The sequence below is a fragment of the Sphingomonas horti genome (assembly GCF_009753715.1).
In the GTDB taxonomy this organism is placed as follows: domain Bacteria; phylum Pseudomonadota; class Alphaproteobacteria; order Sphingomonadales; family Sphingomonadaceae; genus Sphingomonas_B; species Sphingomonas_B horti.
Genome location: NZ_WQMS01000002.1, coordinates 15,813 through 36,629, shown reverse-complemented (window position 1 = coordinate 36,629; position 20,817 = coordinate 15,813). Strand labels below are relative to the sequence as shown.

20 protein-coding genes are annotated in these 20,817 nt (G+C 64.1%); 9 read left to right on the top strand and 11 right to left on the bottom strand.

The features are described from left to right. The 6 genes from GON01_RS02705 to GON01_RS02680 all read right to left on the bottom strand — a co-directional run bounded on the left by GON01_RS02705 (nucleotide 1) and on the right by GON01_RS02680 (nucleotide 7,070). Nucleotides 1-642 carry a response regulator transcription factor gene (locus GON01_RS02705; protein WP_157025808.1) on the bottom strand — a complete coding sequence of 214 codons (642 nt, stop codon included), beginning with the start codon at nucleotides 640-642 and terminating at the stop codon, nucleotides 1-3. Continuing rightward, complete coding sequence (locus tag GON01_RS02700; RefSeq protein ID WP_181600243.1) at nucleotides 639-4,130, bottom strand: PAS domain-containing sensor histidine kinase; 3,492 nt, start codon at nucleotides 4,128-4,130, stop codon at nucleotides 639-641. The genes GON01_RS02705 and GON01_RS02700 overlap by 4 nt, the downstream gene beginning before the upstream one ends. Before the next feature lie 185 nt (nucleotides 4,131-4,315). Further along, nucleotides 4,316-4,525, bottom strand: coding sequence for a hypothetical protein (locus GON01_RS02695; RefSeq protein WP_157025805.1), 210 nt, complete (start codon nucleotides 4,523-4,525; stop codon nucleotides 4,316-4,318). Nucleotides 4,526-4,652: 127 nt separating this feature from the next. After that, nucleotides 4,653-5,567: an MBL fold metallo-hydrolase gene (locus GON01_RS02690; RefSeq protein ID WP_157025803.1), complete on the bottom strand. Its 915-nt coding sequence runs from the start codon at nucleotides 5,565-5,567 to the stop codon at nucleotides 4,653-4,655. 212 nt (nucleotides 5,568-5,779) lie between these two features. Next, on the bottom strand, nucleotides 5,780-6,139 hold the full coding sequence (locus GON01_RS02685; RefSeq protein WP_157025801.1) for a hypothetical protein: 360 nt from the start codon (nucleotides 6,137-6,139) through the stop codon (nucleotides 5,780-5,782). A 46-nt stretch (nucleotides 6,140-6,185) separates the two neighbouring features. Further along, nucleotides 6,186-7,070 (bottom strand): hypothetical protein, encoded by an 885-nt coding sequence (locus tag GON01_RS02680; protein ID WP_157025799.1) that lies wholly within the window; start codon nucleotides 7,068-7,070, stop codon nucleotides 6,186-6,188. Nucleotides 7,071-7,524: 454 nt separating this feature from the next. Here GON01_RS02680 and GON01_RS02675 point away from each other — a divergent pair, with 454 nt between their 5' ends. The 5 genes from GON01_RS02675 to GON01_RS02655 all read left to right on the top strand — a co-directional run bounded on the left by GON01_RS02675 (nucleotide 7,525) and on the right by GON01_RS02655 (nucleotide 12,152). Beyond that, a complete protein-coding gene (locus GON01_RS02675; RefSeq protein ID WP_157025797.1) occupies nucleotides 7,525-8,283 on the top strand; it encodes an SDR family oxidoreductase in 759 nt (252 codons plus the stop codon). A gap of 105 nt (nucleotides 8,284-8,388) precedes the next feature. Continuing rightward, the gene (locus tag GON01_RS02670) at nucleotides 8,389-8,766 is read left to right on the top strand and encodes a hypothetical protein (protein ID WP_232328629.1); all 378 of its coding nucleotides are present in this window, start codon (nucleotides 8,389-8,391) and stop codon (nucleotides 8,764-8,766) included. Nucleotides 8,767-9,022: 256 nt separating this feature from the next. After that, entirely contained in the window at nucleotides 9,023-9,640 is a 618-nt protein-coding gene (locus tag GON01_RS02665) for a response regulator transcription factor (protein WP_232328616.1), read from the top strand. Between the two features lie 83 nt (nucleotides 9,641-9,723). Further along, a complete protein-coding gene (locus tag GON01_RS02660) occupies nucleotides 9,724-10,125 on the top strand; it encodes a response regulator transcription factor (RefSeq protein ID WP_232328615.1) in 402 nt (133 codons plus the stop codon). A gap of 23 nt (nucleotides 10,126-10,148) precedes the next feature. Beyond that, complete coding sequence (locus GON01_RS02655) at nucleotides 10,149-12,152, top strand: ATP-binding protein (RefSeq protein ID WP_232328614.1); 2,004 nt, start codon at nucleotides 10,149-10,151, stop codon at nucleotides 12,150-12,152. A gap of 57 nt (nucleotides 12,153-12,209) precedes the next feature. On the opposite strand, the gene GON01_RS02650 is transcribed toward GON01_RS02655, so the two are convergent. Next, complete coding sequence (locus GON01_RS02650; protein ID WP_157025789.1) at nucleotides 12,210-12,920, bottom strand: sensor histidine kinase; 711 nt, start codon at nucleotides 12,918-12,920, stop codon at nucleotides 12,210-12,212. 609 nt (nucleotides 12,921-13,529) lie between these two features. On the opposite strand from GON01_RS02650, the gene GON01_RS02645 reads away from it, so the two are divergent. The 3 genes from GON01_RS02645 (at nucleotide 13,530) to GON01_RS02635 (ending at nucleotide 16,276) form a co-directional block, all read left to right on the top strand. Then, nucleotides 13,530-14,360, top strand: a complete 831-nt coding sequence (locus tag GON01_RS02645) for an alpha/beta fold hydrolase (RefSeq protein WP_157025948.1) — start codon at nucleotides 13,530-13,532, stop codon at nucleotides 14,358-14,360. Between the two features lie 506 nt (nucleotides 14,361-14,866). After that, a complete protein-coding gene (locus GON01_RS16545) occupies nucleotides 14,867-15,409 on the top strand; it encodes an alpha/beta fold hydrolase (RefSeq protein ID WP_232328613.1) in 543 nt (180 codons plus the stop codon). Nucleotides 15,410-15,937: 528 nt separating this feature from the next. Next, nucleotides 15,938-16,276 carry a hypothetical protein gene (locus GON01_RS02635; RefSeq protein WP_157025786.1) on the top strand — a complete coding sequence of 113 codons (339 nt, stop codon included), beginning with the start codon at nucleotides 15,938-15,940 and terminating at the stop codon, nucleotides 16,274-16,276. Nucleotides 16,277-16,502: 226 nt separating this feature from the next. Here the strand turns inward: GON01_RS02635 and GON01_RS17315 are convergent, their stop codons facing one another. Continuing rightward, nucleotides 16,503-16,607 (bottom strand): hypothetical protein, encoded by a 105-nt coding sequence (locus GON01_RS17315; RefSeq protein WP_332308465.1) that lies wholly within the window; start codon nucleotides 16,605-16,607, stop codon nucleotides 16,503-16,505. Nucleotides 16,608-16,663: 56 nt separating this feature from the next. Between GON01_RS17315 and GON01_RS17390 the strand changes: the two genes are divergently transcribed. After that, on the top strand, nucleotides 16,664-16,816 hold the full coding sequence (locus GON01_RS17390) for an ATP-binding cassette domain-containing protein (protein WP_408640891.1): 153 nt from the start codon (nucleotides 16,664-16,666) through the stop codon (nucleotides 16,814-16,816). On the opposite strand, the gene GON01_RS17310 is transcribed toward GON01_RS17390, so the two are convergent. The 3 genes from GON01_RS17310 to GON01_RS02620 all read right to left on the bottom strand — a co-directional run bounded on the left by GON01_RS17310 (nucleotide 16,773) and on the right by GON01_RS02620 (nucleotide 20,807). Beyond that, nucleotides 16,773-17,162, bottom strand: a complete 390-nt coding sequence (locus tag GON01_RS17310; protein WP_309503878.1) for a hypothetical protein — start codon at nucleotides 17,160-17,162, stop codon at nucleotides 16,773-16,775. The genes GON01_RS17390 and GON01_RS17310 overlap by 44 nt on opposite strands. 3 nt (nucleotides 17,163-17,165) lie before the next feature. Further along, nucleotides 17,166-19,901, bottom strand: a complete 2,736-nt coding sequence (locus tag GON01_RS02625; RefSeq protein ID WP_181600258.1) for an ATP-binding protein — start codon at nucleotides 19,899-19,901, stop codon at nucleotides 17,166-17,168. 72 nt (nucleotides 19,902-19,973) lie between these two features. Continuing rightward, on the bottom strand, nucleotides 19,974-20,807 hold the full coding sequence (locus tag GON01_RS02620; RefSeq protein WP_157025783.1) for an oxidoreductase: 834 nt from the start codon (nucleotides 20,805-20,807) through the stop codon (nucleotides 19,974-19,976). Nucleotides 20,808-20,817: the final 10 nt, after the last annotated feature.

Here is a 20,817-nt window from a genome sequence, read left to right as displayed (position 1 = left end):
TCAGGATCGACCCGGTCGACGTGAGTGGGTCACCGGGATGGCAAGACGCTCGGCCATCCGCACCAAGTCGGCGAGCGAGTCCGCCCGCATCTTTTGCATGACGTTCCGGCGATGGACCTGCAGCATGATCTCGCTGATGCGTAGCTCGGCTGCGGCCTGTTTGTTGAGCAGGCCGCTGACGACGAGCGGGAGAACCTGGCGCTCACGGGGAGTGAGCTGATCATATCGCTCCTGGAGAACTCCGATTTCCGCCTGCTGCGCTCGCATTTCGCAGTCCTGCGCGATTGCCGCCTCCACGGCCGAGAGGAGCGCGGCATCGCTGAAGGGCTTCGTCAGGAAGTCGACCGCACCCCCCTTGATGGCGCGCACGGACGAAGGGATGTCGCCATGTCCGGTGATGAACACGATCGGCGGCTGCCCGGGACCAGTCAGCTGGTTCTGCAGATCCAGTCCGTTGATGTCCGGCAGGCTCACATCGAGGATGAGGCAGGCCGGTGCATCTGACCTCGGGGCGGCTAGGTATTCACGGGCGGATGCGTGACTCGAGGACCGGATGCCGTGCGCGGACAGCAGCTCACCAATCGCCTCCCGCACGCGCGGGTCGTCGTCCACGATGTGCACGATGGGCTCTTCCGGGCTCATGCATTCGCCTCGCTGCCAATCGGCAACGTGAACGCGAACGTCGCGCCTCGATCGTCATTGTTCCGGAACCAGATCTTGCCTCCGAGGGATTCGACCATGGAGCGTGAGATCGCCAATCCCATCCCCATTCCTGTCCGCTTGGTGGTGAAGAAGGCGTCGAAGATGTTTTCCGGGTTGATGATGCCCGGTCCGGTGTCGGAGACTTCGACGTGAGCGACCTCCCCTGATCTAGTTGCCTTCACGGCCAAACGCCGTTCTGCCGACTGTCCGTCCATCGCCTCCACGGCGTTGCGCATGAGGTTGAGCAGGATCTGCTGGGTCTGAACGCCGTCGAAGAGCAGGTGCCCGATATCGCCGCTCAGCGACAGCGATACGTCGACGCGCGCGGACCGGGCGAGGTCAGCGAGCACGCGCCGCGTATCGGAGACTATCTCTTCGAAGGAGAGCAGGCTTCGAGGTTCGTCGCTCTTTCGGAAGAGTCCCCTGATCCGCCTGATAACGTCGGCCGCTGCATTCGCGTCGCGAACGATCCGATCGACCGTCCGCTGTGCTCGTTCGAGGTTTGGCGGATGCATTTTCAGCCAGCGCTGACAGGCGTGGGAGTTCGTCACGACGGCTGCCAGAGGCTGATTGATCTCGTGGGCGATGGAAGCGGAGAGTTCGGCGAGGCTTGCCGCCTGCGTGGCCTGAGCCAACCGCTCCTGAGCGAGCCGGAGCTCCTCCTGCGCCTTTACTTCCCGATCGATGTCGAGGCAGATAACGTTCCACTGGATGATTGCGCCGCTCAGATCACGCATCGGAGCGGCACGCGTTTCGACCCACCGGTATTCCCCGTCGTGACGACGGAGACGGTGTCGCCTCGCATAAGGCTCACCCGTCGACAGCGAGTGCGCGTAGTCCTCTCTCACCCCGGCAAGATCATCAGGGTGCACCCCGGCATCGAGTGTTCCTGCCAGTCGGGACCTTCCGGTCTCGTCGAGAGCTCCGAGCTCATAACCCAGGAACTCCCTGAGCTGCTGGCTCCTATAGATCGGCTCTCCGTCGGGCGCGGCGCAATCGATCATCGCCGGCAGTGTCTCCACGACCTGCCAGAGGAATCGCTCCCGCTCGCGGAGTGCCTCTTCCACCCGAAGTTGATCGTCGACGTCGTGAGAGAACCCATACCACCCGACGATCTGACCCGAGTGGTCCCGAAGCGGCTCCGAGTTCGAGAGGACCCACCGGTAAGCTCCGGCAGGTCCCTTCAGCCTGTAGGATACGGAAAGTGGCTCACCTGTCAGAAGGGCATTGTGGAAGGCCTCGGTCACGAGCTCGACGTCCTCCGGGTGGGTGCGCGCGGCGACCAGTTCGACGAAGTTCAACCCGTCGCTTGAGGGGGAGTTGTTTGGATCATGTCCGATGAAGTCCGCCATCCGCTTGTTGAAGAAGATGGGCTCTCCTCGGGAACCGAGCCGCCAGAGCGGGATCGGCACCATATCCACTAGCTGCGAGAGTTCCCGTTCGCGATCGCGCAGTGCCGCTTCCGCACGCTTCCGCTCAGTGAGGTCCAGAATATACGCGAGCCCCTGCCGGGAGTCGCCCTCGAAACATGCGGCACCGATCAGGACCGGCACGCGACTTCCATCCTTCCGGAAGTATTCCTTCTCGCGAGCCTCCATCTTGCCTGTCGCAGCAAGCTCTTCAGCCTCCTCCAGCGCATGGACCTGCTGCCATTCGGGAGGGGTTATGTTGAGCCAGTTCAATCCATTTGCGACGTCCGCCCGGTCATACTGGATCATGCTCAGGAACGCGTCGTTCGCGTCGATCAGGGTGCCATCCAGGTCCCAGATCACGATCCCGATGATGTCGGAGTCGACCAGTCGCCTTATTTTAGCCTCACGGTCGGCGACTTCCGTGTAGAGGCGCATCTGGTCATCGATGTCGTGGCAGAGGCCGAACCACTGGACGACATGCCCGCGGTCGTCGCGAACGGGCTCGGCTCGTCCCGACATCCAGCGATACTCACCGTCGGCGCGCCGCAGCCGGTATCGCATGGCGAAACTGTCGCCGTTCTCAATCGACTGCCCCAGAGATGTCTCGAAAGCCTTCACATCTTCGGGATGGATCGCCTTGAGCAAGCTGAGCAGCCCACTTCCTTCTTCGCGATCCTCGACATTCCAGCCTAGGAAGTCGACCATTCGCTTGTTGAAGAACATGGGTTCGCCGACGGCACTCAAGCGCCAGATGTGGCTGGGCACCATGTCGATGAGTTGGGAGAGTTCGCGCTCTCTGTGGCGCAGTCCTTCCTGAGCGCGCATCAGGTCTTCGATGTCTATGAGTACGCCATACCACTGCACGATCTGGCCGCGCTCATCCCGCAGCGCCTGCGCCCGCACGTCCATCCAGCGGAACTGGCCATCATGGCGACGAACTCGGTAGCGCCGGTTGAACGGCTCTCCGGTGCGCACGCACTGTGCAAGCGCCTCATGTGCTGCCCTACCGTCCTCAGGGTGCACCAGCAGCGTTTCGGCCAGCTGCAGGCGGCTCACGCCGCGACCATCGAGTTCCTCCACGGACAGTCCGAGCCATCGGGCGAGTTGCTTGCTGTAATAGGAGGGCTGACCATCTGGCGACAGGCACCAGGTCAGGCTCGGCATGGCGTCGACCAGCCGCCTTAGGTGTCGCTCCTGTTCCTGAAGCGCCTCCTGAGCGATGACCCGGTCGTGCACATCGACGCAGACGCCATACCATTGGGTAATCACGCCCTTGTCGTCCCGCAATGGCTCCGCGCGGCCTTCGGTCCAGCGGTAGCTTCCATCTGACCTGAGCTGGCGATAGGTCGCCACGAACGAAGTTCCGGTCTCGAACGAGTGCGTTAGCGCGCGTTCGACCATCGGGACATCCTCCATATGGATGTCAGCGAAGGACTTGGAGTTCGAAGACCCGATCAGGTCCCCCAAGCTCACTCCGACGGTATCGGCCAGGCGCTTGTTGATGTACGATGGCGTGCCATCGGGAGTTGTGCACCAGATCAAGGCCGGGACGGTGTCGACGAGCTCCTGAAGATCGCGCGCTCCGCCGGCTTCCTCCTTGTCAGGACTTTGTGCGGACCCCGGGCCTCGAATGAAGGTGCCGTACCATCCGGTAATCTTACCCTCATCATCATAGCTTGGCTGAGCGGAGCACCGGACCCGCGTATAGCAGCCCTCAGCCTGTGAGATACGGCATTCGACGTCGAAGTGGCTTCCAGCGGCCAGACTGGACCGCCACGCGGCGACGGCTTTGGGAAGATCTGCCGGGTGGATTGTCCGCTGAACCGCTGGGCTGGCCTGAGCAATGCCAAGTTCCCGCAGGGCCGACAGCATCGATTCACCTTGGCCGGGCGTGACATAGGTGCACTCGCCGTCAGGATCGCTCGCCCAGGCGAGCCCGAGTAGATTCTCGACCAGCTTCGCAGCCGAAATCGCGTCATGGACGGCGCCATCTGTCAACGCGGTGCTCATCGTCATCAGCCGCTCCTCCCCCGGACGCCGTGCACACCCATCCAATCCTGCGGCGCGCGGAAGCAGCCTTGCACCGGATCCGGACCGCATCAACTTTGGTTGAAATAGCCGTCCCGGTGGTTTCGGCCACCCTATGGGTATCCATTGGTGGACTGCAGGTGCGACGTGCTTCTCAGAACGGCAGAAGGGCGTCAGTTTCGGGGAGCAAAGACTGCGGCAATCGTGACATATGCGATCGCAGAAATCACGAGGGCGATGGCTAGGTCGGCAAGCGATTCGTAGACGATCCAGGCGAGTCCGGCCGGCCCCGGGGAGCACAACAGGAGCGGACCGAGGTATTCCGAGACGCCATTCTTCGCACGGGAGGCGGAGCCGTTGTTTCTCACGTCCCGCGGGTTCATCTCGATTCCTTCAGAGCGGGACTGGACGGGCTGGCGTCAGCGTAGGCTGCTTGCGCCGCTGCCGCAGGTGGCCTGGGCGAATGCGGACCTCGCTCCGCATTCGCCCAAGCTCACCTCCGGCACTCGGTCAGTAGTCCCAGATCGCTGGCACGTAGCGAAATGCCTCTCCGGCAACTGACACGCGCCCGACCGAGGGGAAGGTCAGATGTGTGGCGACGAAAAGCTCACCAGTCTCCGCAGCCTCGCTGAGTAGCTTCATCCGAACACGGGTGGCTTCCTCGGGATCATGCTCAAAGCCATTCTCCCAATCGGGGTGATCGAAGCCGACGGGGAAGATCGCATCGCCTGCGAACATGAGCCGGTCACTGCCAGCGGCCACGCGGACAATGCTGTGCCCAGGGGTATGGCCGCCCGTGCGCTTGACGAGCACGCCCGGCGCCACTTCGACTTCCTCCTCGAACATCTGCAGGTTCGATCCATATCGAAGCAGGAAGTCCTTCGCCGTCGACCGCAGCACGTCTGGCACCGGCGCCGGCATGGCCGTGCGGGAGAAGTCCGGCGCCTTCCAGAACTCGACCTCCGACGCCGACACGTGGATCCTGAGATCGGGACTGAGCCTTTCCTGCACGCCATCGACCAACAATCCGCCGATATGGTCCATATGCATGTGGGTCAGAATCACGTCGGTGATGGAGGACAAGGATATGCCGGCCGCCTCGAGCCGGTCCGGCAGGCGACCCGCGCGGGGGAAGCCCGGGAACTGGCCGCCGAGGCCGGCGTCAACCAGGATGGTCCTATCGCCTGTCTGCAGCACGAGGACATTCAGTCCCCAGTCGAAGGCGTCCGGGCCAAGAAACTGGTCTTTGAACCAGCCGGTCCGCGTCGCTTCATCCACGTTCGTAGACATGGTCTGGGTAGGCAACGGCAATACGCCATCGCTGATCACCAGGACTTCGATATCACCCACCTTCAGCGCGTAGCGCGACGGTACGAGTTCTTCCACGGCGGCCGTGCGGGGCCTCTCGATCGTATCAGTATGCATGTCCAGTCCTCACTTCCGCCGCGATGTGAGCGGCGAGGACAAGGCTATGGAGGGAGCACTTCCTGGTCGATTGGGTCGAGGCATGATCGCCTGCATACCCGCGTATAGGTGATACTATCCGGACGGCGCCGCGTCATCGTAGTCTTGCTGAACGGCAGGCCTGAGTTTGCGCCGCCGTGGCCCCAGATGCTGGTCGCATCCTGTTGCCGTTGTCAGGCGCGGCGGTTTCGCCGGATCAGCTCCTCAACCTCGAGCAGCGCGGTCTCGGAAAAGCGGAACTGCTGACGAAGTTGGCTGCGCGTCTGTACGATGCTCGGATCACCTAGTCTCAGTAGGACACTGTAGCGTCGGAGGTGCTCCAGCCGCTCGTTGGCCAGGCGGTTCGAGGCTCTGAAGCCGAAGGCCCATCCGAGCAGGCGGGCCAGTCCGCCAGGCTCCCTAATGGTCGAGACGTGATCGAACAGCGATAGGGCGACGACACTTTGCTCGTTTGGGCTCAACCCTCTGTCGCGCCTCCGATCGGGAGGCTGAGATGGGTCGCTTGGGGCGTGTCCGTAGGGCGCGCTCAGCATGATCGGCTTCTCCTTGCTTGCTGGTCACCCCCCATCGCTCGTCTGGTCAGCTTGGTGATCTTCCCGCGAGCCAAAGGGCCAGGTTCCGGACGTAGAGGTGAACCGACCGTTGGGCCGCGGGACAGCGAGCAAGCCTTGAACTGGGCGCTTCACTTACGAAGCTTGGACAACCCGACGCGCTGTTCCAGTTGTAGTCAGCGAAGTGATGGAAGGTGGACTGGGCGATCCCGCGGCCCACTCCATTCGTGCCTTCGAATGCGACGGCGAGCGGGAAGCGCGTTCCGGATACCTTGCTCTGCCCCATCGCGATGACGCGCGCGCTCGGGTCGTCGGCGGGGGCGCCCACCGCACCTTCATGCGGATGTGATGGTAGGAAGCGGAGACGCTCGCCGGGCCGTTCGGGATCCTGCAGCACGGGGTGCGGCGGGTCCAACACCTCGATCTCCTGAAAGTCGCCGTTCGCTCCGGAATGGTAGTTCGGCCATAGGATGTAGGCAGTCTCCCGGTCGTCGATCCGTCGTCGTGCCTCCTCGGGCTCGGGATTGCGGCTGTGGAAGAAGTGCGCGCGTCCAACCCCGCCCAGCGTGCATAAGGAGCTGCCGAGATCCATATGGTCGCGAGTCACCAGCAGGCCGCCACCCTGCTCCCTGAACCGGCTGATGGCCGCGCAATCCGCGCTGTCGAGCCCGTCGCCTACGTCGACGGCGAATAGCCACATCTCATCGAAGTCCGAGGAATCCAAGGTGGAGAGGAGCGGATCAGGTCCATGGGCAACGGATCGATCCCGTGCTGTTACCTCGAAAAGGGGAGTTCCGGTCGTATCGGTCAGACCGGCCAGATAGGCGCGCAGCATCGAGAACCGGTTGATCGCCCAATCGTCCTCGACCGCAGTGATCGTCGTCTGAAGCAAGATCTTGATCGGGGGGGTCATCGTGCCTTCCTCTTCGTCGGCTGCCTCGCGGCGCGACCCTGCTCGCCTCCGCGCCACCGCCTAAAATCGCGCCTCGACTACAGTTCACGAGGGGACCTCAGTCGCTCACCAAGGCGCTCACGACAGCGACCGCGCGGAGGAGCAGAATCCACGCTCAGGTTAGTGCCTGGGCATGGTGCAGCGGAATCAAACCTGAGATTAGGCCACTACAGCCGTTTCGAGGCGACCTGACGATTGTTGGATAGGTTTGCTAGCTCGACGGTCAGCCCGATCCATTCTTCAGAGTAGTGGGCGCTGTCCCGTCCGATAGGGATGACATGGGCGGGATATGCCGCGGGCTAGGTTCTTTCACCGTGTCGTCTACGGATAACCGCACCCAGCGCCCTCTGCCCCCAGCTCACAAAACGAGGATAGCGTCCCAGCGAACTTCTTCAGACCAGCGGAGGGCAAGCTGATGCGGATCGTCATAATCGGTGGCACGGGCCTGATCGGCTCGAGGGTTTCGGACCGCTTGAGGGCGGCAGGTCACGAGGCTATGGCCGCTGCCCCGAGCACGGGGGTCGATATCGTTACGGGACAAGGTCTTCTGGACGCGTTCGGTGGAGCCGACGTCGTCGTGAATCTCGCCAACTCCCCCGCGTTCGATGACGAGACCTCGATGTCGTTCTTCCGGACAGCCGGGCAAAACATCAGGGATGGCGAGGCGAAGGCGGGCGTACGGCACCATGTTGCCCTCTCGGTAGTCGGCACGGAGAAGCTGCAGGAAAGCGGATACTTCAGAGCCAAGCTCGTCCAGGAGCAGCTCATCAAGTCGGGTGCGACGCCATGGACGATCCTTCGTGCGACGCAGTTCATGGACTTCCTGCGTGGCATCGCCCAGTCCGGCCAGGTTGGCGATGACATTCGCCTGCCGCCGGCCTCGATTCAGCCGATTGCTGCAGACGACGTCGCTGACGCGGTCGCGGCTGCCGCGATGGCCACACCGGCAAACGACACCATCGAGATCGGCGGCCCTGAGCGGTTCCGGATGGACAAACTGATCGGCCGCGTGCTTGCGTTCGACAAGGATGAACGCAAGGTCATCATGGACCAGGAAGCTCGATACTTCGGCGTTCGCCTCCAGGGCGAGGAGCTGATCCCGGGACCCGACGCCCGTCTTGGCTCGACCCGTCTTGAAGACTGGCTCGCCAATGCGCCGGTCCGCCGATCGTAACACCTCACCAGGGCATCCTGCGCGGAGAGAGCCACCATGCTAGAGAAGACATGTCTGACGGCGGCCGCCTTGCTCGGCCTAGGCGCAATCGCGAACGGCGTGTTCATGCTGGTGTCGCCGGCCGGATGGTATTTCGCCGTCCCCGGGGTGACGACTACGGGGCCGTTCAATCAGCATTTCATCCGAGACATCGGGATCATCTTTATTTTCATCGGATGCGGCTTCCTCCTGGGCATAGTCCGGCCCGTGCACCGCGTCCTGCTGTGGGGCGCACCGGTCATGTGGCTGTGGGGTCACGCACTGTTTCACTTTTGGGAAGTGGCGGTGGGGATCTGCGGTCCATCCGTTCTGGTAAGGGACTTCCCGGCTGTGACGCTGCCGGCGCTAATCGGTGCCGCCATAACCGCATGGGCCGTCGCTGATGCGCGAGACATTTGCCGCCAATCGTCTGGCTTCCGTCCCGTCGCCAGGCAGGTGGGATAACGGAGCGCTGACGCGGCACTTCGAGGGCTCTTCGCCCAAGAGATCTCGGATGCGCGCGCCAAGCTGCGGCCAGCGGCTCGAGGCGCTGCCCTATACCAAGGTCGAGCTCGCACTGGCGCAATGGTGAGCTCGAGCCTTCCTACAGGGCAGCGGGAGGCAGTCGCCGGGATGCCTATGGTCGCTGCTTCGCCTCTTCCTTGAGGTCGCACCAGGATCGAGAAGAATGATCGGAGCTCCGCCACCCGAGGAAACTGCCTTGGCCCTCGTCGTCGATGACGACGAGGACGTGCGCACCGCAGTAGGAGAGTTGCTGCTCTCCGTCGGCATCGAAGCGGTTTGCTTCTCCTCCACCCGTGAACTCGTCGCTTCACCGCTCTTGGCGCAGGCAAAGTGCCTGATCGTCGATATCCGCATGCCTGGAGCGAGTGGTCTGGACCTCCAGGAACATCTGAAGTCGGCCGGGATAGCTACACCAATCGTCTTCCTCACGGGCCATGGAGACATCCCGATGTCGGTTCAGGCGATGAAGTCTGGAGCCATCGACTTCCTCACGAAGCCGGTGCGGGATCAGACGCTGATCGATGCCGTGTTGTCGGGTATCGAGCGGGACAAGTCGCAACGCGCGGACGCGCGCATCGTGGAGGGCCACCTGCAGCGGTTCTCCCTGCTTACTCCCCGGGAGCGCCAGGTCCTGCGTGAGGTGGCCATGGGCAGGCTGAACAAGCAGATCGCCTATGACCTTGGGATCAGCGAAATCACCGTGAAGCTTCATCGCAGCAACGTCATGCGAAAGATGAGCACCGCGTCGGTGGGCGAGCTGATCCGAGCCTGGGAGAAGTTGCCGGCCGATGTGCGGGGCGAAGCGTCGCACTAGACTTTGGTATGGTTCTAAAGGCTTACGAGCTGCGCGACAGTGTCGGCGGCGGTTCTTGAGACCGCACCGAAAGGATGTGGCCTTTGCCTCAGATACCGACCGTCGCCATCATCGACGATGACGAAGCTGTCCGCGAGGCGCTGGGCGATCTGCTCCATGTCTCAGGCCTGATCTGCCGCTGCTTCGCGACGGCCGGCGCATTTCTTGCGGCTCTGAGGACAACGCATTTCGACTGCATCGTGACTGACGTCCGGATGGAGGGAATGAGCGGGATTGAATTGCTGGAGCGGCTCCAGAAGGACCGCTGCGACCTACCGATCATTGTTCTCTCGTCGATCTTGGATCAGCAGGTGCGGGCGCGGGCCCTAGGTCTCGGGGCGCATTGCTGGCTTTCTAAACCCGTAGGTGACAAGCGCCTGCTCGATGCCCTCTCCGCTGCCATGGGCTCTGGCTCGGTCGCGGCCGGGGAAGGACACAGCAGCTGATGGCATCGCCTGCATCAGACGAAATGAGCCTGGCCGAACTTGCTTCGGAAAGCACCGTTCTGTTCGATGAGGACGGTCGGGTCCGCTACTGGAACCCGGCAGCCGAGCGGCTCTTCGGATGGCCGGCGCTGTCTGTCGAAGGTGTCCAGGTCACGCGGCTCGCGGCTTCCTCCAGGCAAGAGGCCTCAGCGTGGGCCGCCCTGCTGCAGGAGGGCTTCTGGCGCGGAGTTCTCAAGCGACGCTCCCGGGACGGTCATGTCGTAGAGGTGCAGGCGCGGCGCCTGGTCCGCTTCGAGGACTCAGGGGAGCTGCGGGACGTCGTGGAATTCGCGGCGCCGACCAGCGGCCACCGGCCAACTTCCATCGATCCGATCGACGCACCGGATCAGATGATGGCGGCAAGCTGGGAGATCGACGTCGCCCCATGTGAGTCGATCCTCGCGGATATCGAGGGCGAACGAGCGGGAGACCCTGATGGCCGGCATGCCGCCCTCTACCAGGAGATCGTCGAGAAGGCCTTGATCGTCCGGGTCAACAAACGGACCGCTCGGCTTGTCGGGGGAAACCGCACTCGGGAGATCATGGCTGGACAACGCGTCGCGGCCTTTTGGCCGCTCGCGAGCAGATCCGCCTTGGGAGAGCTGATCGTCGAGGCCTTGCGGTCAGAGGCAGGCCGAAGCGTTTTCCGCGGACTACCCACGGACGGCATTCTGCGCGACCCAGTAGTCACTGCGTGGCGCGCCGACAGCGAACGGCCGACGCACGTCTTCATCAGCGTCGAAGGCGTCGCCGATGATGACCGCTCCTACTTGTACCTGAAGGCGAGCGAGGCTCGGTATCGCAAGCTCATCCACTACATGCCTGTCGCGCTTCTGCAGGTCGATGCCAGTCACATGGGCAAGATCTACGCCGGACTCCGGGCGCAGGGAGTGGTAGACTTCGACGGCTATCTCCAAGAACATCCCGAGCTCATCGATCTGGCTGGGAGATCCGTGCCGGTCACCGACGTGAACCGCCGTGCGGTAGAACTGTTGGGCGGACAGGGCCCGCATGACCTGATCCGACCCGTGGGCCATCTGTTCGCCATCAGCCCGGCCACACTGCGCCGCGTGATGGTAGGGAGATTCAGCGGGCGCACGAGCCACAGTGAATTCATGAAGGTTCGCGCACTGGATGGACGTGTGCTCGACGTGCGCTTCTCCGTCACCTACCCTGAACCTCTCACCGAACTCGACACGACGATCTTCAGCCTCGAGGACATGACGGACAGAGTGCGCATGGAGGCACAACTCCGGCAGCTCCAGGCCGACTACAGCCATGCAGCCAGGGTCTCGATGCTCGGAGAGCTGACGAGTTCCATTGCGCACGAGGTGAACCAGCCCCTGGCGGCGATAATGACGAACGCGGAGACGAGCCTGCGATGGCTGGCACGTGATGTGCCGGACGTGACGAAGGTCACCCAACTGACCGCGAGGATCGCCGCAAGTGCCCGTCGCGCCGATGAGATCGTCCAGCGCATTCGCGGAATGGCGTCGAAGCGCGCTCCTGAGACAGTGTCGCTCACGCTGAACGAGATCGTTCAGCAGAGTCTGCTGTTCGTCAAGCATGAGATCGAGACCCGCTCCATAAGGGTTGCGACGTCCTGCGCGCGCAACCTACCTCGAGTGATGGGTGATCGGGTCCAGCTGCAACAGGTCGTGGTGAACCTCCTCATCAACGCGGCGCAGGCGATGGAGGGGGTGGATGAAGCAGAGAGGCTGCTCACCATCGAGACGATGGCGGATGCCGAAGGCTCTTCAGTCCTGACCCTTCGCGATCGAGGTCCCGGCATTCCAGCCGAGCATCTGAGCCGGATCTTCGACGGCTTCTTCACCACCAAGGATGAGGGCATGGGCATCGGCTTGGCCATCTGTCGGTCGATCGTGGCGGCGCACGGAGGCACGATATCAGCGGCCAATGTGAGTGCAGGTGGCGCGGAGTTCCGGGTTGAGCTACCTGCTGCGGAAGTCGCTCCCCGTTGGACCTAGCGCACGCCCGCTGAACTGCCTCGCCGAGAGCGGTGGGGGCCCCATACGGCAGCAGCCTCAGAAAGCGCGAACTGTTCCAGCGGCCGAGAGCGCGAGGCTGACGGTCGTCCCTTCTCCCCGGGCACTCATGATTGTGAGGTCTCCTTGAAGAGCAGAGGTGAAGCGCTTCGCCATGGCCAGTCCAAGCCCAGTCCCGCTCGCCTTCGTCGTGAAGTAGGGGGCGGCGGCTCGCTCGAGAACTTCGGCGGACATGCCTGTTCCGTTGTCAGCAACCTCGACGAGCACGCGCTGAGTGCGTCGCTCGAGTCGGGCCGAAACGACGATGCGCCCACTTCCCTCTACGGCGTCACAGGCGTTTCGGATGAGGTTCAGGAGCACGTTCTCAAGGCAGTGCCGATTACAGAGCAGCACGGGGAGGTCAGGCTCCACTTCCACCGACAATGAAATCCGAGGTGGCACGGCCATGCGCAGCACCTGCTCGATCTCCAAAATGCAAGTGCCGACCTGAACCTGGTCGATGTTGATGCGCGGCTGCGGCCCAAGCTGCCGCGCCAGAGAACGAACCCGTTCAAGAGCGAAGATGGCTCCGGATAGCAGCGCTTGAGGTTCGGAGTTGGCGGCGATTGCTGGATGCCGTTGCAACAGCCCGAGTGCGCTTCCAAGCACCTGCATCATGTTGCCGAGGTCATGAACGATACCCGGAGTGTGGATGTTTCCATCTGTGGCGGTTTCCGCCCACGCACCCTTCGCCTCGCCGATCGTCGTCATCCTCGTCGAATATCCCGTATTGGTCCGAGCGGGGCCGGCTCTTGAGGTAAGCCCCTTCAGGACGATGCGCCCATGATCGGCCTCGGCGGCAGTCCCTTCTTGAATATGTCCGCACGTGCCGAAGCTAAGCGGATCACGTCCGGATGGGTCGGGCGAGCTGCCCTCTCCGGCGAGCGCCCCTGTCCTGCAGCGTTGAACCCGACGACGATTGGATGATGCCCGCTGAGAGGTCGGGTGCCAGACAGGATCGTTTCTGGCCGAAGCGAGGACGGGTCATGAAGAACCGCAGACGCCCCTCATCTTCGGAAGTTCAGCTCCTGTCCGCATCGCTGCCGGTCACTGGACCTTCGCATAGAGCTCACCCTGCTCCCGGATGATCGTCGCCGGCGCGACGCTCGCTATCAAAAGGGAGGTCGCCGGCTTTCATGTTCAGGGAGTCGGCAGGCCAGTCAGCAACGAGGTTCTGCCATGTCCCAGCTTGAGGGCTTCATGATCGATCGCCGCACGGCCATCGTCGGGGGCGGTGCCGCCGTTGTCGCTCTCGGTCTGCAGGGTCCCGGCGCAGCCTCGGGCCGGACCATCACTCCCGCGCGCAAAGGAGCAGTTGCCATGAATTACATCGTCGCCGCCGATGGCGCTCAGATCTTCTACAAGGACTGGGGCCCGCGGGATGCGCAGCCTCTGGTCTTTCACCATGGTTGGCCGCTCACGGCCGACGAGTGGGACAATCAGCTCCTATTCTTCCGAAGCCAAGGGTATCGGGTCATCGCTCATGACCGTCGTGGTCACGGGCGATCCACGCAGACAGACAACGGCCACGACATGGACACCTATGCTGCCGACGTGTCCGCGCTCGTTGCGGCGCTCAAGCTGAACGGAGCGGTCCATATCGGCCATTCGACCGGCGGGGGCGAAGCAGCGCACTACGCCGCACGAGCAAAGCCGGGCGCTCTTGCGAAGCTTGTCCTTGTGGCGGCTGTCCCACCGGTCATGGTCAAGATGGCCAGCAATCCCGGAGGGCTACCGCTCGACGTGTTCGACGGCTTCCGCCGAGCCCTCGCTCAGGATCGCTCACAGTTCTACCTCGATGTAGCTTCGGGTCCGTTCTACGGCTTCAATCGGGACGGCGCGAAGGTCAGCCAGGGTCTGATCCAGAACTGGTGGCGCCAGGGAATGATCGGCAGCGCGAAAGCCCACTATGACTGCATCAAGGCCTTCTCGGAGACCGACTTCACCGAGGATCTGAAGAGGATCAAGGTGCCGACACTCGTGATGCATGGCACCGACGACCAGGTGGTGCCGTTTGCCAACTCAGCGCCGCTGTCCGTCAAGCTGCTCGAGAAGGGTGTCCTCAAGGCCTACGAGGGCTACCCTCACGGGATGGCCGGCACAAACTCCGAGGTCATTAACCGGGACATCCTGGACTTCATCCGAGGATGACGGTGGTGCGCCGAGGCCGCACGCAGCGGCGGCCTCGGCTCGCTGGGCCAATCGAGATCAAGGCGCTCGCAAACCGATGTTTCAGATACTCTCCGGCGGGGCCCCCGAGTTGCGGAGACCAACCCGCACACCTGCCGATGTGCCGACAGTGGAGCGTCGTCGGTTCCTCGCCTCGGTTGTAGGGGGAGCGGCCTTGGCCAGCGTGCCTGGTTCCATATCGGAGGCGGCAGGAGTGAAAACGTCCTCTGTGGCAAGCTCCTTGCTCTCGTCAGGCCTCCGTCGTGCTCGCACGAGCAGGCTCGACGTCGCCTACGCCGACATCGGCCCTAGTGGCGGTCAGCCCGTTCTCCTTCTCCATGGATGGCCATACGACATCCACAGCTATGAGGAGGTCGCAGTCGTCCTAGCGAGGGCGGGCTACCGGGCCGTCGTCCCGTTCCTCGCTGGCTTCGGCCCCGCTTCCTATCACGAGGAGCGGCCAGCAGGCTGCGCTCGTCGCCGATGCGATGGAGCTGATCGAGGTCCTCCGCCTTGAACGGCCGATCGTCGCCGGTTTCGACTGGGGTGCGCGGAGCGCCTGTGGCTTGGCTGCGCTCTATCCCGAGCGGGTCCGCGCTATTGTCTCTGTCAGCGGATATCTGATCAGCAGTCAGGCCATTGGCCGGAGGCCGCAGGCTCCTGCCGCAGAGCGTGAGTGGTGGTATCTCCACTACTTCGCGACCGAACGCGGCCGAACCGGCTATGCCACCTTCACTAAAGATTTTGCGCGTCTGATATGGCAGACCGCCTCCCCTCGGTGGACGTTCGATGAGCCTAGGTTCGCCCGGCCTGCGGCAGCTCTAAGCAATCCAGACCACGTGGACGTGACCATTCACAACTACCGTTGGAGGCAGAGTCTTGCCTCTGGCGATCCGCGCTACGCCCATCTGGAAGCGCGCCTGGCGACGCTTCCGGCCGTGCGCCTGCCGAGCATCACGCTCGAGGGGATGCGAATGGCGCTCCCATCCGCGGCCGGTCGACTATCGGACCAAGTTCGTCGCGCCGTATGAACATCGAATGATCACTGGTGGTGTCGGTCACAACCTGCCCCAAGAGGCTCCCATGGCCTTTGCCCAGGCCATCCGCGACGTAGACTCCTGGGCAGATTGACGGGAGGGCCAATCTCGCACCGGGTAGCGACGACACCTGCTTGCGGCGGAGATCCACGTCGACCTGGTGATGCTACCCAGAGTGGAGAAAGAGCGGGTAGGGCAGGCGAAACGGTTCACCCCGTTCTGTTCGGCATGGCCCCTTCGATCGCCAACTCTCTCCATTGGACTGATGCGACCTGCCCGAACGTATGATGGCGCGAAAGGGGGAACTGAGCGACGGTAGCGCCACACGAGACCTCCCCAGGGTGCCCGTCCTGCCCCCCTCTCCCCTCGGGCACCCGGCCGCCGGCTAGTCGCCGGCGGCCTTTTTTTTGCCCGCTGCCGCTTATCGGTGAGTGAGGGCGGGATGAGAACGCCACTGATCGGAACCGCTTGTGATCAACCCAGCGTTAACGATCGTCCCGCAGGGTTAAGGAGAACAGCCCGGTGGAGTATGTGCAGATGTCGATAGTCAGTTCCATGTCGAGCTTCGCGATTCCAGCTGGATACAAGCTTGGGGACGGAGCAAAGGCACGAGCGGGCGAAATCCCTGGCGTGAAGGACATCTTCGGCACCCCGATCCTCAACCCCAAGCCTCCTTCACCCGGTGCTCCGGTCCAAGAGGCGCGCGCCACCATTCTGGAAAGGAATGGATTGAACGAGGAGCAGTATCTGCGGCTCCGAGCTGAACGACCTGCTGCCGTGGATGCTGAGCTGGCAAGCGAGTTCGGTAGGCTGGCTTCCAGGCTTCAGTCGGGATCAGGCTCCGTGGATCGCCTCGCCTGATCGCCTCCCGTTGGACGTGGAAGGCGCCGTGGCCGAGCTTTCGGCTCGACGATCAGGATGAACGTTGACCCAGAAGACAACCCCGCTGGGGCGGCGTAGGGCAGCTATTGATCCTTCTTCAGTCTCCGAGCGACTGCACTACGAAGAGAGCCGTCTGGTTTGCTGGCCTCAGACCCAGCCAGGCGTCCCGGAAAACGATGGTGCCCGTTCCCTCCGAGCTGAACGGCTACTCCGCTCGCCGGTCAGAAGCCGCGATATGGCTCGCATGCGATGCCGTCCCATCGCCATCCATCTCGTCACGGCAACCAGGCTCGCCATAGTGGGTGGGCACTACGCCAGCGGCGCGAGCGGCATCGCAGTTCCGAGAGCACGCTCGTATTCAGGTGCGTGTTGGCAGAGACCACGCGGGGCTTGATCGGCCACGCGGAAGCTTTCAGACAGCCGACCCCGATCTGCGGTCCCAATGGATCGGGCAAATCCACGCTGCTCAGAGTCATCACGGGCCGTTCGCCTGTTTCGACCAGTGGGTCAGCATGTTGATGCTGGAGCTACGATCGCGGAGAATATCCAGGCGTAGAATGTGGGGATGACCGACAATGATTGCCGGGGGGCGCTGGCCCGGTTCGGGTTCAGGGCCGACGCCCCCGATCGCCGGGTGGCGGCGCTCACCGGCGGGCAGACGCTGCGTGCGGGGCTCGCCTGTGTGCTCGGCGGGTCGAAGCCGCCCCCGCTGCTCGTGCTCGACCAACCCACGAATCACCTCGACATGGAGTCGATCGGCAGTGCAGGCCGGGCTGGATGCATTCGACGGTGCGCTTCTGGTCGTCAGCCACGACGAGCGGTTCCTCGACGCGATCCGAATGTCGCGCAGGATCGATATCGCCACAGCCTAGTCCGGCGGCGGATCGGCGAGGTCGGTGGCGGCTCGAAGCTCCCAGGCGCGCGCGCCTTGTTCGCGGCTGAGGGCGAGCGCCTGTCCGAGCAATGCTATCCCTGCATCCTCTTCTCCGGCGGCGCGCACGATCCGGGCCTTGAGACGCAGCAGCTCGGGCGCTGCATAACGCTCGCCATTGGCTTCGCAGTGCGCGAGCGTGGCGTCGATCAGCGCCAATGCTTCACCGGTTCGCGACTCTGCGGCGAGGCCGCGGGCAATCGCGATCGAGAAGGGCGTGGTCAGCAGCTCGTAGCGCGCAGCCCGGAGCCGGAAGAGGCTTTCCTCCAGTGCGCCGAGCGAATCTTCGGTCCGGCCGCGCTGGATGTCGAGCTCGCCGCGAAATCCGGCTGCGGCGGCGATATAGGGGCCCAGCGCATTCACCTCGGCGCATTCGGCGAAGGCGGCGAGATCGGCCTCGGCGGCAGTGAAATCCTCCATCCACAGAAAGACCGAGAACGACCAGATCATCGCGATGCAATGGGTGAGCGGATGATCGAGCCGTGCCGCCTCGCCGACGAACTGCCGCGCCAGCCGCCCGGCCTGTTCGGCGTCTCCTGAGAGCCACAGCGTCCGCGCCAGCGCAATCCCGGAGCGGTTGCGGTGATCGAAGCCGTAATGGATGGTTCGGCCACGCGAGGAAGGCGGGCTCATCTGCAGCGAAAGCTCGAGCGCGCGCCGCGCATTTTTCTGGTCGCCGGCGAGATGGTGCGAAATGCCCGCAAGCGAATGGGCAACGCTAATTGCCTCAGGCGCCCCGATTGCCTCGGCCACCGCGACGGCGCGTTTGGCGTGGCGCATCGCGAGGGCATATTCACCCACGCGCTCGTGGAAGATGTGCAGCCGGCCGAGCAGGCGCAGCTGGTTCCATTTGTCGTCGAGCGCAGTGGCGATCTCGAGCGCGCGGGCGAGCGCAGTGCCGGCGGCTTCGCTGTTGCCCCGCGTGAACATCAAGGTGATGCCGAGCGCCGCCTGAAGCTCGAGTTCCAGCGCGGTGCCGCGTTGATCGTCCGTGATCTCCGCAAGCGCGCGGGTGGACCAGGTGTGGCACTCGATCAGGTGCGACAGATTGAGGAACACCGGCGCACTGGCGGCGGCGAGGCGCACCGCAATCCGGCGGTCGCCCTCGCGCCCGAAGCACCAGTCGAGCGCGCTGCGGATATTGCCGAGCTGGGGGCGGAGCGGCCTGGCGTCTTGCAGCACGCCTTCCTCCTGCCCGGCCATCTCGAGCTCGGCGAGGAAATAGGCAGCGTGGCGGCGGGCGATGGCGATCGGCGCGTTGTCGCCGTGCGCGCGCAGCTTCTCGCGCGCATAGGCGCGAGTCATCTCGAGCAGCCGATAGGTGCCGGTGCGGCGCGAGCGATCGGGTACGATCAGCGATTTCGAGCTGAGTTCGTCGATCGCGACGGCGACTTCGTCCGACCCGATGTCGGCGCCGGCGACCACGCCCAGCGCCGCGTCGATCGAGAAGGGCCCGACGAAGATCGAAAGCCGCTCGAGCACGACACGCTCGGAATCGGAGAGCAGATCGTAGCTCCAGTCGAGCGTGGCCTGCAGCGTCTGCTGGCGAGGTTGCGCGGTGCGCCGGCCCGACCAGCCAAGGCTGAACCGCTCGCCGAGCTGGCGTGCAGTGGCCTCGATGCCGTGGGTCGCGACGCGGACGGCGGCCAGCTCGATCGGCAAGGCCATTCCGTCAAGGCGCTGGCACATCTCGGCGAGCAGCCGGGCGGCCGCGTCGTCGAGCATCAGCGCGCTGTCGGCCGCCGCAGCGCGTTCGCGAAAGAGCTGCACCGCTGGATAGGCGAGCAGCTGATCGCGGGTCAGACCGGCGAGATCCTCGGGATAGCTGAGCGCGTCGAGGCGCAGGACATGCTCGCCGCGCACGCGCAACGGCTCGCGCGAGGTCGTCAACACGCGTGCTTTGGGCGCTCCCTCGACGATCCGCTCGACGATGCCGGCGACCGCCTCGATGACATGCTCGCAATTGTCGAGGATGAGCAGGAAGGGGCGATCGCGGATATGGCCGAGGATCACGGCGAGAGGATCCTCGCTCTGCACTGCGATCCCCATCGCGCCGGCGATCATCGAAGGTACCACCGCCATGTTCTCGAGCATGCTGAAGTCGACGAAGGCGACCTGATCCGCGAACGTGGGCGCCAGCCGGTGACCGGTCTCAACCGCGAGTGTGGTCTTGCCCACGCCCGCCGCGCCGACGATCGAGAAGAGCGGCGTATCGGCCACGCGCTCGACCAGAAGCGCCACGTCGCGCTCGCGTCCGATTAGATGCGGCAGCCGCCCGGGCAGATTGGTCGTGGGCGCCCTGACACTCTCTTCCAGGCGCCGCGGTGCCGTACCGCCGTGCCGCTCGACCGGGGCGACGAATGCATAGCCGACGCCAACTTGGGTCGCGATGTAGCGCGCGCCGTCGACGCCGTCGCCGAGCAGCTTGCGCAGCCCGGCCATGTGGAAGCGCAGGCTCCCGTCTTCAACCACCACATCCGACCAGACGCGCTTGAGCAGCTCGCGCTTGGAGAGAACGCGACCGGGCTGATCGGTGAGCACCACGAGCAGGTCAAAGGAGCGGCCACCGATCTCGACGGGTTCGCCGTGCCGGGTCAGCAGGCGCGCGTCAGGGGTCAGGCAGAAGGGCCCGAAGCAAATGCGTTCGCCAATTTGCTGGTCCAGGTCCGCCACGATCCGCCCATAGCTTTGTCCGCCCGGCCGATCCATGCCGCGTCGGGCGGCGCCCCTCAATCCTGCGGACGATTATTCCGGGGGGAAATCGGTCGAGGCGCTGAGCGGGCGCCAGCGCTCCAGCTCGTCGAGTCGGGCGCGGTCGCTGCGTTCGATTGCGGCGAGCGCGTCGCTGCCGAGGGGGAGGCGGACGGGCGGCGCGTCGGCGGCGACGACGGCGAGGATGGCCTGCGCACCGCGGCGGGGGTCGCCGGGCTGCTTGCCATGATAGGCGGCCTGCATGCGTGCGGCATTGCCGACCACGGCGTCGTATTCGGCGCGGCCCGTGTCGAGCCGGGTCGAGGAACCGGCGAAATCCGTGCGGAAGCCGCCGGGCTCGACGATGGTAACGCGTACTCCAACCAGCTTCATTTCTTGCGCGAGCACTTCGGAAAAGCCCTCCACGCCCCATTTGGCCGCGGAATAGGCCGCACGTCCGGGTGCGCCGAGCCTGCCGCCTACCGAGGAGAACTGGATGATATGGCCGCTGCGCCGCGCGCGCATATGCGGGATGACGGCCTTGGTCATCAGGATCGTGCCGAACAAATTGGTGTCGATCTGGGCGCGGAAGGATTCGATGGACGTATCCTCGACCGAGCCGACATCGCCATAGCCTGCGTTGTTGACCAGCACGTCGATCTGACCGAATGCGGCGATCCCCGTGGCGACGGCGGCGGCGGTCTTTGCTTCGGCGGTCACGTCGAGCCGCGCGGTGATGAGATTGCCGGGACGGCCTTGGCCAAGGCCGGCGAGCTGATCGGGATCGCGGGCGGTCGCCAGCAGATTGTCGCCAGCGTCTAAGATCGCTTCGCACAGCGCGCGCCCAAAGCCGCGCGAACTGCCGGTCACCAGCCAGGTACGCGTCATGACGTTGCTC

Coding starts and splice junctions, on each gene's coding strand:
- GON01_RS02705 (WP_157025808.1), bottom strand. CDS start 642: ATGAGCCCGGAAGAGCCCATCGTGCACATCGTGGACGACGACCCGCGC.
- GON01_RS02700 (WP_181600243.1), bottom strand. CDS start 4,130: ATGACGATGAGCACCGCGTTGACAGATGGCGCCGTCCATGACGCGATT.
- GON01_RS02695 (WP_157025805.1), bottom strand. CDS start 4,525: ATGAACCCGCGGGACGTGAGAAACAACGGCTCCGCCTCCCGTGCGAAG.
- GON01_RS02690 (WP_157025803.1), bottom strand. CDS start 5,567: ATGCATACTGATACGATCGAGAGGCCCCGCACGGCCGCCGTGGAAGAA.
- GON01_RS02685 (WP_157025801.1), bottom strand. CDS start 6,139: ATGCTGAGCGCGCCCTACGGACACGCCCCAAGCGACCCATCTCAGCCT.
- GON01_RS02680 (WP_157025799.1), bottom strand. CDS start 7,070: ATGACCCCCCCGATCAAGATCTTGCTTCAGACGACGATCACTGCGGTC.
- GON01_RS02675 (WP_157025797.1), top strand. CDS start 7,525: ATGCGGATCGTCATAATCGGTGGCACGGGCCTGATCGGCTCGAGGGTT.
- GON01_RS02670 (WP_232328629.1), top strand. CDS start 8,389: ATGCTGGTGTCGCCGGCCGGATGGTATTTCGCCGTCCCCGGGGTGACG.
- GON01_RS02655 (WP_232328614.1), top strand. CDS start 10,149: ATGAGCCTGGCCGAACTTGCTTCGGAAAGCACCGTTCTGTTCGATGAG.
- GON01_RS02650 (WP_157025789.1), bottom strand. CDS start 12,920: ATGACGACGATCGGCGAGGCGAAGGGTGCGTGGGCGGAAACCGCCACA.
- GON01_RS02645 (WP_157025948.1), top strand. CDS start 13,530: ATGAATTACATCGTCGCCGCCGATGGCGCTCAGATCTTCTACAAGGAC.
- GON01_RS16545 (WP_232328613.1), top strand. CDS start 14,867: ATGGAGCTGATCGAGGTCCTCCGCCTTGAACGGCCGATCGTCGCCGGT.
- GON01_RS02620 (WP_157025783.1), bottom strand. CDS start 20,807: ATGACGCGTACCTGGCTGGTGACCGGCAGTTCGCGCGGCTTTGGGCGC.